At 36.5% G+C, this 14,163-nt stretch carries 12 protein-coding genes and 1 other RNA gene; 12 read left to right on the top strand and 1 reads right to left on the bottom strand.

What is annotated here, in order from left to right:
- Positions 1-95 precede the first annotated feature (95 nt).
- From I586_RS00155 to ssrA, 12 genes are all read left to right on the top strand, one after another.
- Positions 96-1,976: a beta-glucoside-specific PTS transporter subunit IIABC gene (locus tag I586_RS00155; RefSeq protein ID WP_010765215.1), complete on the top strand. Its 1,881-nt coding sequence runs from the start codon at positions 96-98 to the stop codon at positions 1,974-1,976.
- Between the two features lie 41 nt (positions 1,977-2,017).
- Positions 2,018-3,448, top strand: a complete 1,431-nt coding sequence (locus tag I586_RS00160; protein ID WP_010765214.1) for a 6-phospho-beta-glucosidase — start codon at positions 2,018-2,020, stop codon at positions 3,446-3,448.
- 248 nt (positions 3,449-3,696) lie between these two features.
- Positions 3,697-4,722 (top strand): putrescine carbamoyltransferase, encoded by a 1,026-nt coding sequence (ptcA, locus tag I586_RS00165; protein ID WP_010765213.1) that lies wholly within the window; start codon positions 3,697-3,699, stop codon positions 4,720-4,722.
- A 92-nt stretch (positions 4,723-4,814) separates the two neighbouring features.
- Entirely contained in the window at positions 4,815-6,221 is a 1,407-nt protein-coding gene (locus I586_RS00170) for an APC family permease (protein ID WP_010765212.1), read from the top strand.
- Positions 6,208-7,299 (top strand): agmatine deiminase, encoded by a 1,092-nt coding sequence (gene aguA, locus I586_RS00175; RefSeq protein ID WP_010765211.1) that lies wholly within the window; start codon positions 6,208-6,210, stop codon positions 7,297-7,299. Before I586_RS00170 ends, aguA (I586_RS00175) begins: the two co-directional genes overlap by 14 nt.
- A gap of 10 nt (positions 7,300-7,309) precedes the next feature.
- Entirely contained in the window at positions 7,310-8,248 is a 939-nt protein-coding gene (arcC, locus tag I586_RS00180) for a carbamate kinase (RefSeq protein WP_010765210.1), read from the top strand.
- Between the two features lie 112 nt (positions 8,249-8,360).
- Positions 8,361-9,458, top strand: coding sequence for an agmatine deiminase (gene aguA, locus I586_RS00185; protein WP_010765209.1), 1,098 nt, complete (start codon positions 8,361-8,363; stop codon positions 9,456-9,458).
- Positions 9,459-9,469: 11 nt separating this feature from the next.
- Entirely contained in the window at positions 9,470-10,267 is a 798-nt protein-coding gene (locus I586_RS00190) for a MurR/RpiR family transcriptional regulator (protein ID WP_010765208.1), read from the top strand.
- 593 nt (positions 10,268-10,860) lie between these two features.
- The gene (locus I586_RS00195; RefSeq protein ID WP_010765206.1) at positions 10,861-11,340 is read left to right on the top strand and encodes a GAF domain-containing protein; all 480 of its coding nucleotides are present in this window, start codon (positions 10,861-10,863) and stop codon (positions 11,338-11,340) included.
- Between the two features lie 66 nt (positions 11,341-11,406).
- Complete coding sequence (locus tag I586_RS00200; protein WP_034701302.1) at positions 11,407-11,838, top strand: VOC family protein; 432 nt, start codon at positions 11,407-11,409, stop codon at positions 11,836-11,838.
- Positions 11,839-12,023: 185 nt separating this feature from the next.
- Positions 12,024-12,362 (top strand): DMT family transporter, encoded by a 339-nt coding sequence (locus I586_RS00205; protein WP_010765204.1) that lies wholly within the window; start codon positions 12,024-12,026, stop codon positions 12,360-12,362.
- Positions 12,363-12,496: 134 nt separating this feature from the next.
- Positions 12,497-12,864: a transfer-messenger RNA gene (gene ssrA / locus I586_RS17030) on the top strand.
- 90 nt (positions 12,865-12,954) lie between these two features.
- Here ssrA and I586_RS00210 read toward each other — a convergent pair.
- Positions 12,955-14,100, bottom strand: coding sequence for a tyrosine-type recombinase/integrase (locus tag I586_RS00210; protein ID WP_010765203.1), 1,146 nt, complete (start codon positions 14,098-14,100; stop codon positions 12,955-12,957).
- Positions 14,101-14,163 lie beyond the last annotated feature (63 nt).

Below are 14,163 nucleotides of genomic sequence, written 5' to 3' on the forward strand. Positions count from 1 at the left end.
ATCTCTTTAAATAAAGAGGTTTCTTAGGTATTTTTTTGTGTCATCGAGTCAATTGAACTTTCAAGATTTATGAAGAGAGATTTGGAGGAAAAGGAATGAATTATCAAGAATTAGCACACAAAATTATCGAAGACATTGGTGGAGATAAAAATGTAAGTGGATTGACACATTGCGCGACAAGACTACGTTTTAATTTGAAAGATGAAAGTAAAGCGCTAACGGATAGTATCAAAAATACTGCTGGTGTGATGGGTGTAGTTTCAAAAGGAGGACAATATCAGGTCATTATTGGCAGCGATGTAGGAAGTGTATACAAAGAGATCATAAAAGAAATACCAGCATTAGATGGTCAATCGACAGAGTCAAATGAAAAAGATGATCGTGGAACAGCTTCAAAAATCATTGATACGATCACAGGGATTTTTACACCGATTTTACCAGCTATTACTGCGGCTGGAATGCTAAAAGCTGTACTTTCGCTATTAGTTGTTTTTAATGCAATCGATAAGACAGGACAAACATATATCATCATTGATTTTATGGCAGATTCAGCTTTTTATTTCTTACCGATTTTATTAGCTGCATCTTCAGCCCAAAAATTTAAAACAAATATGTATTTAGCGATGATGGTAGGAGGAATTTTACTTCACCCGAATTTTGTAGGAATGGTCAACGCCATCAAGGAAGCTGGAGAGGGTGGGATTCATTTATTCGGGATGCCGATTTCTGCGGTAACATATGGTTCATCTGTAATTCCAATTATCTTGTCTGTTTGGTTTATGTCTTATGTGGAGCCGATTGCAGATAAGGCATCACCTAAAGTAATCAAGTTCTTCAGTAAACCTTTGATTACGATTGCGGTTGTAGGAACGATTTCATTAGTTGTTATTGGTCCTGTTGGGTATTTCATTAGTGATGGTATTTCAAATGGAATCAAAGCGTTAGAAAACTTTAGCCCTTGGTTGGTTCCAACCATTATTGGTGCCTTCACTCCGTTATTTGTAGCTACTGGTACACATTACGGTCTTGTGCCGATCGGTATCAATAATCGAATGACAACAGGTTATGATTCAGTAATTTATCCAGGAATGTTAGCATCTAATCTTGGGCAAGGTGCTGCTTCGTTAGCTGTTGGTCTTAAAAGTAAAGATTCTTCAATCAAACAATTGGCAGCATCAGCAGGTTTGACTGGTTTATTTGGTATTACAGAGCCTGCTTTATATGGTGTTAACTTGAGATTTAAAACGCCTTTATATGCAGCGATGATCGGTGGTGGGGTTGGTGGCTTATTCATGGGGATTAGCCGCGTGAAAAACTTTACTGGTGGTTCACCAGGCTTGTTGACACTTCCAAGTTACATTGGAGATGATACATTAAAACACTTATACATGGCGTGTATTGGCGCAGCAATCAGTATCGTGATTTCATTTGTTGTCTCATACATTTTATATAAAGAACCCGCTACAGAAGTAAAACAAAAAGAGAGCAATGATACAGCAATGAATACTGCCGCTGTAGAAGATGTATTAAATGTTGCAACACCCGTCAAAGGAGAAATCGTTCCTTTATCAGCGGTTGAAGATGGCATGTTTTCTGAAGAAATCTTGGGTAAAGGTTTTGCCGTAAAACCCGTAGAAGGTCTTGTTTATGCACCATTTTCTGGAACAGTTACGGCAGTTTTCGATTCTAAACATGCTATTGGTTTAACAAGTGAGTCTGGTGTGGAACTCTTGATTCATATTGGCATTGACACAGTTCAATTAAATGGATCCGGGTATGACTATTTTGTAGAAAAAGGTCAAAAAATCCAAACGGGTGATAAATTAATTCAATTTGACTTAGAAAAAATTACGGAAAAAGGCTATAATATAATTACACCCGTTGTTGTAACTAATTCAACAGATTTTGGGGACATTATCACATTGACTAAGGTATTGTCTGTACCAGGTGAACAAGTAATGAAGGTTATTCGATAATAAGAAGCCTTTTATTCTAATAAATTGGAGGATGATTTGAGATGGGATTTAGAACAGACTTTTTATGGGGCGGCGCAACTGCGGCCAATCAATGCGAAGGTGGCTATAACGAAGGTGGTCGCGGTTTAGCGAACGTTGACTTAGCACCAGTTGGACCAGATCGTTTTCCAGTGATTACTGGGGAGAAAAAAATGTTTGCGTTTGACGAGGAACATTTTTACCCAGCACAAAATGCAATCGATATGTATCACCGTTATAAAGAAGATATCGCCTTATTTGGTGAAATGGGCTTTAAAACTTACCGTTTATCTATTGCTTGGAGCCGAATTTTCCCTTTGGGAGACGAAACAGAGCCGAATGAAGAAGGCTTGAAATTCTATGAAGATTTGTTTAAAGAATGTCGCAAACACAACATTGAACCTCTTGTAACCATCACTCACTTTGATTGCCCAATGCATTTAGTAGAAAAATATGGGGCATGGCGTAGTCGCGAAATGGTTGGTTTCTATGAAAATCTATGTAACGTTATTTTTAATCGTTATAAAGGGTTAGTAAAATATTGGTTGACGTTTAATGAAATCAATATGATCTTACACGCACCGTTTATGGGAGCTGGTCTTTATTTTGAAGAAGGAGAAAATAAAGAACAAGTGAAATACCAAGCGGCACACCACGAATTATTGGCAAGTGCCATCGCTACGAAAATCGCTCATGAAGTTGATCCTGAAAACCAAGTGGGTTGTATGTTAGCGGCTGGAACAAATTATGCCTATACATGTAAACCAGAAGATGTCTGGGCGGCACGTAAAGCGGATCGCGAAAACTTCTTCTTTATCGATGTTCAGTCTCGTGGAGAATACCCAGCGTATGCACTTAAAGAATTAGAACGCGAAGGCATCGAATTGCCAATTGAAGACGGGGATTTAGACTTGTTGAAAGCACACACAGTTGACTTTATTTCATTCTCCTATTACTCATCACGTGTTCAATCAACAGATCCAGCGATCAATGAAAAAACAGCAGGAAACATTTTTGCTTCAGTGAAAAACCCTTATTTAGAAGCAAGTGAATGGGGCTGGCAGATTGATCCGCTAGGGTTACGCACAACCATGAACGATTTGTATGATCGCTATCAAAAACCCTTATTTATCGTGGAAAATGGCTTAGGAGCAGTAGATGTACCAGATGAAAATGGCCAAGTCATTGATGATTATCGTATTGACTATCTAGCAGCACACATTCAAGCGATGAAAGATGCCGTAGAACTTGATGGTGTGGACTTATTAGGGTACACAACATGGGGCTGTATTGATTTAGTATCTGCAGGAACAGGTGAAATGAAAAAACGTTATGGCTTCATTTACGTAGACCGTGATAATGAAGGTAATGGAACCTTAAAACGTTCGAAGAAAAAATCGTTTGACTGGTATAAAAAAGTTATCGCAACAAATGGGGAAGATTTGACGAATTAAAGTTACCTTAAACAAAAAATAAAGACAAAGATGAGTTGTTCAAACTCGTCTTTGTCTTTTTCTATGTCCATACTTTTTTGTGATGTAACCTGTTACTCAAAATGGAACAAAATACAAGCGGCTTTTCTCTTCGTCAAGAGTTTAGAAACCGCTTTAAAAACGATCAAGTTCGAGGTATGCTTATCTCGTCAAAAGGAAAACTCGAGGAATCCGACAATAAAATTAAAAATAGATTGGTGGAAGAAAAAATGAAAAAAAGAGACTTTGTTGATACAAATAATTTTACGAAAGCAGAAATCGATTTTATGATCCAACTTGCTTTAAAACTAAAAGAATCAATTAAGAATGGTTATTATCCTCCACTTTTAAAAGATAAGACTTTAGGAATGATATTTGAACAATCCTCAACTCGAACTAGAGTATCGTTTGAAACAGCTATGACACAACTTGGTGGTCATGCACAGTACCTAGCACCTGGGCAAATTCAATTAGGTGGGCATGAATCAGTAGGGGACACCGCTCGAGTATTATCTCGTTTAGTCGATATTTTAATGGCGCGTGTTGAACGTCATCAAACAATCGTTGATTTAGCAAAAGATGCAACAATTCCAGTTATTAATGGAATGAGTGATTATAATCATCCTACACAAGAATTAGGCGACATTATTACCATGACAGAACATTTACCAGCTGGTAAAAAACTGAGTGATTGTAAAATTGTTTTTGTCGGTGATGCTACTCAAGTATGTGTTTCCACAATGTTCATGGCAACAAAAATGGGCATGGATTTTGTTCAATTTGGACCAAAAGGTTTCCAAATCAAAGAGGAGACCTTAGCAATTGGGCAAAAGAATGCAGAACTCTCTGGTGGTAGTGTATTGATTACAGAAAATGCGGAAGAAGCGATGAAAGATGCTGACTTTATCTATACAGATGTTTGGTATGGTTTATATGAAGCAGAATTATCAGAAGAAGAACGTATGGCTACTTTCTATCCAAAATATCAAGTGAATCAGTCATTGATCGATCTAGCTGCACCTCATGTTAAATTTTTACACTGTTTACCTGCAACAAGAGGTGAAGAGGTGACAGATGAAGTGTTAGATGCTCCTTATTCAGTTGTTTTAGATGAGGCTGAAAATCGTCTAACTGCAATGCGATCTTTATTGATTTACTTCATGAATCCATACTTGGATTATGCAAGCGAAGCAGTTGGAAAACAATATGATGCAGAATTTGAACTGATGTTAAGAAATGCTGTAGTCGCTAAGTGATTTTTAAGAAATTTTGAAATAGAAGTGGTGTTGATGCTGAACATACTTCCTGCTTCTATTTCAATCTCTTTAATGAAAGGTGCGTACAAAACATGAAAGAAAAAAAGAAATTTCGGTTGTTTGACGCAGTTCTAATGGCAGTCGTTGTCATACTCGTTGTGGAATCTGCCGCTCCTGCAGCTGCAATCGGTTCGTCGCAGTTTTTTTGGTGGGGCATCTTGTTAATTTTATTCTTCTTGCCTTATGGCTTGATCTCAGCTGAACTAGGAACAACATATACGGGAGACGGTGGTATTTATGATTGGGTAAAAATGGCTTTTGGTCGGCGCTGGGGTGCTCGTGTGGCGTGGTTTTATTGGATTAATTTTCCAATTTGGATGGCAAGTTTAGCCGTTCTTTTCACTGAAGTTATGACCCAAATTTTCGGATTGGAGTTAGGAACGTCAGCGTTAATAATTGGCCAATTAGTATTTATTTGGGCAGTTACTTTCATTAGTTGTTATCCTGTTAGTGATAGTAAATGGATTTTGAACCTGGCTGCTTTTGCTAAGGTGGCAATCATGGTCTGTTTAGGTGTGTTAGGGATTTATCATGCGGTGACAAAAGGGATGGCAAATGATTTTTCTGGAAAAGCATTATTGCCTACTTTTGATTTGGAAAGTTTAAGTTTTATCTCTGTCATTTTATTTAACTTCTTAGGATTTGAAGTAGTGACCACTTTAGCAAGTGATATGGAAAATCCTAAAAAACAAATTCCGCAAGCAATCATTTTCGGAGGGATTTTAATTGCGTTCTTCTATCTATTTGCTGCATTTGGAATGGGAGCGGCAGTACCAGCAGATCAATTGTCGACATCGGGTGGATTGATCGATAGTTTTATCTTATTAGTTGGTGGCATCAATCCGTTTGTAATCATTATTGGTCTATTGTTCATGTACACATTAGCAGCCAATCTGATCTCATGGGCGTTGGGGGTAAACTATGTTGCTTTTTATGCCGCTAAAAATCATGATATGCCAAAAATCTTTGCAAAAGAAAACCCTAAAAATGAAATGCCAGTCGGAGCTTCTGTTGTGAATGGAGTAGTTGCTTCGGTGCTAGTGATTGCAGCACCATTTATTCCAAACGAAAACATCTTTTGGGCATTCTTTGCATTAAATGTGGTGGCATTATTACTATCTTATATTATGATGTTTCCAGCTTTCTTAAAATTACGTAAAATCGATCCAACTAAAGAACGACCATTCAAAGTACCAGGTGGTCCTGTACTATTGAAAATTATCGCTTATATTCCATTGGCGTTATTGATCATTACACTATTTTTCTCAATTGTACCGTTATCAAGTGCCGAGTTTACTGAAAAAATACCAATCTTGATTGGAACACTTGCTGCAACAATTATTGGGGAAATCTGTATACGCTTAGGGGATAAAGAATATACGAAAAAAGAAGTAGAAAAAAATCAAGAAAAAGGGAGTTTAGACCATGAAAACAATTGATAGTTCACCGAAAAAAGACGGATTCCGTATGCCGGGAGAATTTGAAGCGCACCAAGGCGTATATATTTTATGGCCAGAGCGTCCAGACAATTGGCGTAATGGTGGTAAGCCAGCACAAAAAACATTTGTGGATGTAGCAGTTGCTATCACTGAATTTGAACCAGTGACTGTCGGTGTTTCTGCTGAACAGTATGATAATGCACGTCATATGTTGCCTGAAACAGTTCGTGTTGTTGAGATCGCTAATGATGATGCTTGGGTTCGAGATTGTGGCCCGACCTTTGTCAAAAACGATAAGGGAGAAATTCGTGGAGTAGATTGGACCTTCAATTCATGGGGAGGCTTGGTTGATGGTCTTTATTTTCCTTGGGATAAAGATGACCAAGTCGCACAAAAAATATGTGAAGTCGAATGGAAAGATCGCTACCGTTTAAATGATTTTGTTTTAGAAGGCGGTTCAATTCATGTTGATGGTGAGGGAACATTGATCACAACAGAGGAATGTTTACTTTCAGAAGGTCGAAATGCCCAACTTTCGAAAGAACAAATAGAACAAGTGTTAAAAGAATATCTTTCATTAGAAAAAATCATTTGGTTAAAACGTGGTATTTATTTAGATGAAACCAATGGTCATGTGGATAATATCGTGAATTTCGTGAAACCAGGAGAAGTTGTGTTAGCTTGGACCGACGATGAAAATGATCCCCAATATGAAATCTCAAAAGAATGTTTGGAGATTTTAGAAAACGAAACAGATGCTCATGGTCGCAAGTTAGTGGTCCACAAATTGTACGTACCTAAACCTATCTTAATAACAGAAGAGGAAAGTTTGGGCGTAGATGCTGTAGCAGGAACACTACCAAGAGAAAAAGGGGATCGATTAGCAGCGAGTTATGCAAATTATTACACAGCGAATGGTGGGATTGTTTTACCATTATTTGATGATCCGAATGATGAAAAAGCGATTGCGTTATTACAAGAATTATATCCTGACAGAAAGATTGTTGGCGTGCCTGCTAGAGAAATTCTATTAGGTGGTGGGAATATTCACTGTATTACCCAGCAAGTGCCAAAGTGAGGTGGACTAAGTGAAAAAACGTATCGTAGTTGCACTAGGAGGAAATGCGATTTTAACGACAGACCCTAGTGCCAAAGGACAGCAAAAAGCGTTAGCGCAAACAGCTTATTATTTAGCTGATTTTGTCGAAGCAGGTCATGAATTGATCATCACACACGGAAATGGCCCTCAAGTAGGGAATTTATTATTACAGCAACAAAAAGGCTCAACGGAGAAAAATCCAGCAATGCCTGTTGATACGGCCGTTGCAATGACCCAAGGTAGCATTGGCTACTGGCTAGAAAATGCGCTAGTCGATGAGTTAAAAAAAAGGAATATCTCTAAGAATGCAGCAACCATTTTAACCCAAGTTGTTGTAAGTGAAACGGATCCTGCTTTTCAAACACCCAGCAAACCAATTGGTCCTTTTTTAAGTGAAGCAGAAATGAAAGCAGAAAAAAAGAAAACACGAGCAACTTTTGTTGAAGATTCTGGGCGCGGTTTCCGTAAGGTCGTTCCTTCACCAAAACCAATTGGCATCGTTGAATATCCTGTGATCAAACAATTGGTAGAAAATGGGATCATTACGATTGCAGGTGGCGGAGGCGGCATTCCTGTAATTGTTAAGGATGGAACCTATCAAGGAGTGGAGGCTGTCATTGATAAAGACTTTGCTTCTGAAAAAATTGCCGCTTTGGTTCATGCCGATATGTTAGTCATTTTGACGGGTGTAGATCATGTTAGCATTAATTTCAATCAACCTAATCAGTCTGATTTAACTAAAGTTAGCGTAGCGGATATGGAGAAGTATGTTGAGGAAAATCAGTTTGCTCCTGGTAGTATGCTTCCAAAAGTGCAAGCGGCAATAACTTTTATTAAAGAAAATGCTAAGGGTAAAGCCGTAATTACTTCTTTAGAAAATGTCAAAAACTTACTAACAGAAGAAACCGGTACAATTATTACAGCCTAGCTTTTTTTGAAAGAGTAGAAGCAAAAACTAGTTTCTACTCTTTCTTTCTGCTATATTAAAATATATCGCTTACATATAAAAATGATGAGGAAGATAAAGGAGGGCAGCTCGTATGAAATTAACATCTAGCAATCCTAAAAAGGACGGTTTTTACGCACCTGGAGAATTTGAGCCCCATCAAGAAACATACATGATTTGGCCAGAACGAGCGGATAATTGGCGTAACGGTGGGAAACCTGCTCAAACAGCTTATGCGCAAGTCGCACAAGCTATTTCTATGTTTGAACCAGTTACAATGTTCGTTTCGGCTAAACAATATAAAAATGCACGTCAAGTATTGCCAGCACCAATTCGAGTAATGGAAATGAGTAATAATGATGCTTGGATCAAAGACTATGGCCCAATTTATGTAACGAATAAAAAAGGAGAAGTTCGTGGCGTAGATTGGCGGTTTAACGCGTGGGGTGGTTTATTAGATGGACTTTATTTTCCATGGGATCAGGATGATTTGATTGCAGAAAAACTATGCGAATTCAATCGTATCGATTATTATTCTCTAGATGATTTCATTTTAGAAGGTTGCTCCATTCACTTGGATGGTGAGGGCACACTGTTTACAACGGAAGAAGTTTTACTTTCAGAAGGGAGAAATGGTAAACTTTCTAAAGGAGAAATAGAAGAGCAATTGAAAAGTTATTGTAATGTAGAAAAAATTATTTGGCTAAAACAAGGTTTTTTCTTGGATGAAACAAATGGAGACATCGATAATATGCTTAATATTGTTAGACCCGGTGAAATTGTCCTTACATGGACAGAAGATACTGAGGATCCTCAGTATGAAATCTCTAAAGCAGCTTATGAACAATTGATAAATGAAACAGATGCCAAAGGGAGAAAACTTACGATTCACAAAATGCTAATGCCTGAACCAATGTACATTACAACAGAAGAAAGTCAGGGCGTAGATCCCGTTAACGGCATGTTGCCAAGGTTTCCAGGAGATCGACTGACAGCAAGCTATGTGAGCTATTACACAGCTAATGATGGTATTATTTATCCTGTATTTAATGATAAAAATGATCAAGCAGCCGAAGCATTATTGAAACAATTATATCCAAATCGTAAAATTATTGGTGTCCCTGCAAGGGAAATTTTGCTCGGTGGTGGAAATATTCATTGTATTGCGCAAAGTATTCCTAAAATCAGATAGGAGGGAAATAAATGGACTTTTTTGAAGTAGTAAACCCTCATGTTTCAGAGTTAACTAAAAATGAACATCTACTGTTTGACTATGTTGTAAAAAATTTAAATGAGATCAAAAATAAGAGTATTCGAGAGGTAGCGGATGATTGCTTTGTATCAACCACGACTTTTTTAAGATTTGTTAGAAAAATCGGTTTTTCTGGCTATAGTGAATTTACGACGGTTATAAAATATACCTTATTAAATCAGAAAAAAGAAGAAAAAGTCAGTCCTTTTGTTGTTTCTCAAAAAGATTACCGCGAGGAATATCTTAAAAATATCAATGAATCTGTTCGGGTGATTGATAAAAATAGTTTAAGAAAGGTAGGAGAATATTTAAAAAAGAAACCAATTATATACTTATTTGCTAAAGGAATGAATAAACAGCTGATGCAGTATGTGAAGTATTTATTTGTCGCTGCTGGGTTTTTGGTAGTATTTCCTGAAGATCAGTCGATGCGAGCCGTGGTTCAAAGACAAATAAAACCTGAAGATATGGTATTTATTTTAACTTATCAGGGAAAAGATGAAGAATGGGTCCAGTTGATGCAACAATTAAAAAAAGCCGCTCACCCGTTATTAGTGTCAATTACAGGGGCAGATAATAATGTCGTTCAAAATATGAGTGATGTTAATTTTTATGTTTTTACAGATGAACTTTTCTTAAATAAAATGGAAATCACCTCTCATATTTCAATGTTGGCCATTCTTGAATTGATTTTATATCAGTATTTGGATAACGCTGAAGAAGGTGAATACCACTTGATTTTTAAATAGTTTTTTTGTTATTGTTTATTTATTTTTCTTCAAAAAAAGTTACCTTGCACACTAGTCGTTCAAGGCAACTTTTTTTATTATATTTTTCCATAATCATAATGATGCTTTGGTACGTGTTTTAAATAGGTATAGGCCATAAGTGTGAGCGCAGATAATGTTGCTCCTGTAACAACTATTTTTTTCATGAACATCAATCCCTTCTAAATCATTTATGTATCTATATTTCAAGTGCAAAATGCACGTACGTGGACGGTAGGATTCGAACCTACACCTCATCAGGTCGAGAATAAACATCCGTTAGTCCTCAAAGAGTTTTAACACCACGTTCATCCACAAAGTTATTGGTTGTTTACTATGATTAAACTATAACCTTAATAGATTAAATCAAACATAAAAAAGCTTGAAAAAACTGTGAATTCATTTGAATTTGTTATGAAGAGTATGAATATCCTGCCGAATAAAAAAACAAAGAACGAGCCCAAAACAATCAGAGTTGTTGCTTGAGGTGTCTGTTTTAATAAAGGGGTATGCTATAATTAAAAAATCATCAATAAAGATCAAATTTTATTTATAGAAAAGAGAGTGACACGACAATGTGGAAAAATAAAGAAGAAAAAGCTGCTACATATGAGCTGTTAGTACAACAACAGGCAGCAATCATTGAAATCGAGCATGATAAAATTGCTAATTTGGCGAACTCTTCAGCGCTTTTAGCAGATGCTCTGCCAAATACAGTCTTTGCAGGGTATTACTTATTTGATGGCAAAGAATTAGTTTTAGGTCCATTCCAAGGGAAAGTTTCATGTACACGCATTAAAATGGGCAAAGGTGTCTGTGGAGAATCGGCAGAAAAGCGTAAAACGTTGATCGTTTCCGATGTGAAAAACCATAAGAACTATATTTCTTGTGATTCTGCCGCACTTTCTGAGATTGTTGTAACCATGGTCAAAGACGGAAAGCTGTTAGGTGTTTTAGATTTAGATAGCGCAGTCATAAATGGATATGATGAAATAGATCAAGAATATTTAGAACAATTCGTTGTAGCACTTTTAAACGATACCGATTTTAATTAAGAGGTGAGCATGCCTTTCGCTTAATCTATTTTCCTATGAGATAATCATTGAAAATAGTGTGAGAGGATGGTAAAGATGTTAGAGGTATACTTAAATTTTAAAAACGAAGCCGCTGCTGCAATTGCTTTTTATGAAACAGTATTTCATGTGATTTGTGAAGACAAGATGACATTTGCCGATGCACCAGAAGATCCTAAAAATCCAATACCAGAAGCTTGTAAAGAATTGATCATTAATGCTTCAATGACAATTGAAGGTGTCCCAGTCATGATTTCTGATGTACCGGATGGAATGGGCTTACCATTTATTGAGGGAAATAATATTTCGCTTGTGATCAGTACAGAAGATGAAGTAAAAATCGATCGCATTTTTAGTCGTCTTGCGGAAGGTGGAAAGGTGACGATGCCTCTTGGAGCAACTTTCTGGTCTAAAAAATTTGGAATGGTCGTCGATAAATTTGGGATCAACTGGATGCTGAATTATTATACTGAAACATAAAAATGAAATAAAAAAATCTCATTTTTTAATTCATAGGAGAACATCGATAGATTTTGAATGTATATAATCTATTGATGTTTTTTAGTTGTGGAGAAAATGCAGGATTTACGTAATGAATCAACATTTATTTTTGTTTGAATTTTGTTATAATAAAAATGAAGATAAGTTAGGAGGCAGAACGGGCAATGGGGTATGTATATCTTTTTGTTGCAATCATAAGCGAAGTCATCGCAACAAACTTGTTAAAAGCAACGGATGGATTTTCTAAGTTATGGTCATCAGTGGAATGTTTGGTGGCATATCTTATTTGTTTTTATAGTTTGTCTAAAGCTATAAAATATATGCCGTTAAACGTGGCGTATGCATTATGGGGCGCCATTGGGATAATTTTGATTACCATTTTTTCAGTTGTTTATTGGAAAGAACAGATCAATGTACCAACAGTTATTGGTATTGGTTTTATTGGTATTGGTTTTATTGTGATTGGTACGGTTTTAGTAAACGTATTTGGAACAGGTCATTGATTGTACCCAACTAATTGGAGTATGTATGTTATCTACTGTCATTAGAATGAGCTAAAATTAACGCTTGATTCTTTAAAAGTCAGATTGAATATGTTATACTAACAAAAGCGTATAGTATGCTATTAAATCCAAACGGGGACGTTACGGATTCGACAGGCATAGTTGAGCTTGAATTGCGTTTCGTAGGTTACGTCTACGTAAAAACGTTACAGTTAAATATAACTGCTAAAAACGAAAACAATACTTTCGCTCTAGCTGCGTAAAAACAGCGGGTGAAGATCCTCCCGGCATCGCCCATGTGCTCGGGTAAGGGTCTCAAATTAAGTGGGATACGCTAGATTTTTCCGTCTGTAAAATTTAGAAGAGATCATCAGACTAGCGAGAGTTTGGGCCTGTTATGCGGCATGAACTTCAGCGAAACCTCAAAATAGTATGACTATGAACGTAGAAGTTTAAGTGGCAATGTGTTTGGACGCGGGTTCGACTCCCGCCGTCTCCATTATTAAAGAATAAAAGGCGTTACAGATGTTGTTATATCAACGTTTGTAACGCCTTTTTGTTTTTCCGATGTAGAGATTGATGTAGATTCAGTTTAATTACTCATAAAATTAGCAAAACGTGCTGCAGTTTCATCTTTCTTTTGTTGAGAAACGTGAGCATAGATGTTCATCGTTGTCTGAATATCTGTATGTCCTAATCGATCTTGAACCTCTTTAATAGAAGCTCCTGCTTCAAAGAGTAAGCTACAGTGAGTGTGTCTAAATCCATGTGTAGTAATTGGTTTCAACTTATACTTATCACAAACTTGTTTCATGTATTTTCTAGTAACAGTGGGTTGCAAAAACTCATTTTTAAGATTGCTAAATACAAGTTGATTTCTACCCAATGTATTTATGCCTATCACAAAGTAGTCTTTCTTTTGCGTTTTACGCCATTTTTTTAATATGTCGAGTGTTTCATCATCAACACTTACAACACGCTTAGAACTACCTGTTTTTGGTGTTTGAATGATAAGTTTAGACTCCTCACCGCGAGTTAAAGTTTTGTTTACCGTGATTGTCTGATCTTCAAAACTTATGTCACTCCAGGTAAGAGCCAAAGCTTCTCCTTTACGCATACCTGTGTAAGCTAATACCCTAAATAATGAATAGATTTTTGGTTCGTTTTCTTTTGAAAGGCAATTGAAAAAAAGCGTTAATTCCTCTTTTGTATAGAAATTATCTCCTTTTTCCTCAATGGTTTCTTTCGCCATAGGTTTGGTTACTAGTTTAGTTGGGTTAGTATTAATTAGTTCAATACGTACTGCATAATCAAAAACCATCCCTGCATAGTTCATTATCATATTAAACCGTTTAAGATTTTTAGACCAAAGGTTGATAGCCTTTTGGCAATGTTGTATCTTAATTTTTTTAATCCTCATTTCACCAAAATAGGGAAGAATGTGATTTTTAAAAATTCGCTTTGTTTTAACAAATGTACTTTCCTTAACAGTATGTTGATACTGTTCAATCCAATCATCATAAACTTGTTGAAAAGTGTAATTTACTTCGGTTGTTGAAATACCTGCTTCAAAATCAATCCGCTTTTTATTTAACTTACTTTGGGCTTCTTTTTTTGTCTTGGCATTTCTAATAGTGACATTTACTTGTTTTCCAGTTACATAGTCGATTCCTAAATAAGCTGTTACCATCCATAACTTCTCGCCATTTTTCTTTTTGTATTCTTTGAATGTAGCCATTTTGTTCTCCTTCTACTTGGGCAAGCAATGAGATACATGACTTTTGGCATCACTCCTTTCAAA

The sequence above is a fragment of the Enterococcus moraviensis ATCC BAA-383 genome (genome assembly GCF_000407445.1).
Classification (GTDB): Bacteria; Bacillota; Bacilli; order Lactobacillales; family Enterococcaceae; genus Enterococcus_L; species Enterococcus_L moraviensis.

Excerpts from the sequence above, each read along its gene's own strand:
- I586_RS00155 (WP_010765215.1), top strand. The coding sequence starts at position 96 with ATGAATTATCAAGAATTAGCACACAAAATTATCGAAGACATTGGTGGA.
- I586_RS00160 (WP_010765214.1), top strand. The coding sequence starts at position 2,018 with ATGGGATTTAGAACAGACTTTTTATGGGGCGGCGCAACTGCGGCCAAT.
- ptcA (WP_010765213.1), top strand. The coding sequence starts at position 3,697 with ATGAAAAAAAGAGACTTTGTTGATACAAATAATTTTACGAAAGCAGAA.
- I586_RS00170 (WP_010765212.1), top strand. The coding sequence starts at position 4,815 with ATGAAAGAAAAAAAGAAATTTCGGTTGTTTGACGCAGTTCTAATGGCA.
- aguA (WP_010765211.1), top strand. The coding sequence starts at position 6,208 with ATGAAAACAATTGATAGTTCACCGAAAAAAGACGGATTCCGTATGCCG.
- aguA (WP_010765209.1), top strand. The coding sequence starts at position 8,361 with ATGAAATTAACATCTAGCAATCCTAAAAAGGACGGTTTTTACGCACCT.
- I586_RS00190 (WP_010765208.1), top strand. The coding sequence starts at position 9,470 with ATGGACTTTTTTGAAGTAGTAAACCCTCATGTTTCAGAGTTAACTAAA.
- I586_RS00195 (WP_010765206.1), top strand. The coding sequence starts at position 10,861 with ATGTGGAAAAATAAAGAAGAAAAAGCTGCTACATATGAGCTGTTAGTA.
- I586_RS00200 (WP_034701302.1), top strand. The coding sequence starts at position 11,407 with ATGGTAAAGATGTTAGAGGTATACTTAAATTTTAAAAACGAAGCCGCT.
- I586_RS00205 (WP_010765204.1), top strand. The coding sequence starts at position 12,024 with ATGGGGTATGTATATCTTTTTGTTGCAATCATAAGCGAAGTCATCGCA.
- I586_RS00210 (WP_010765203.1), bottom strand. The coding sequence starts at position 14,100 with ATGGCTACATTCAAAGAATACAAAAAGAAAAATGGCGAGAAGTTATGG.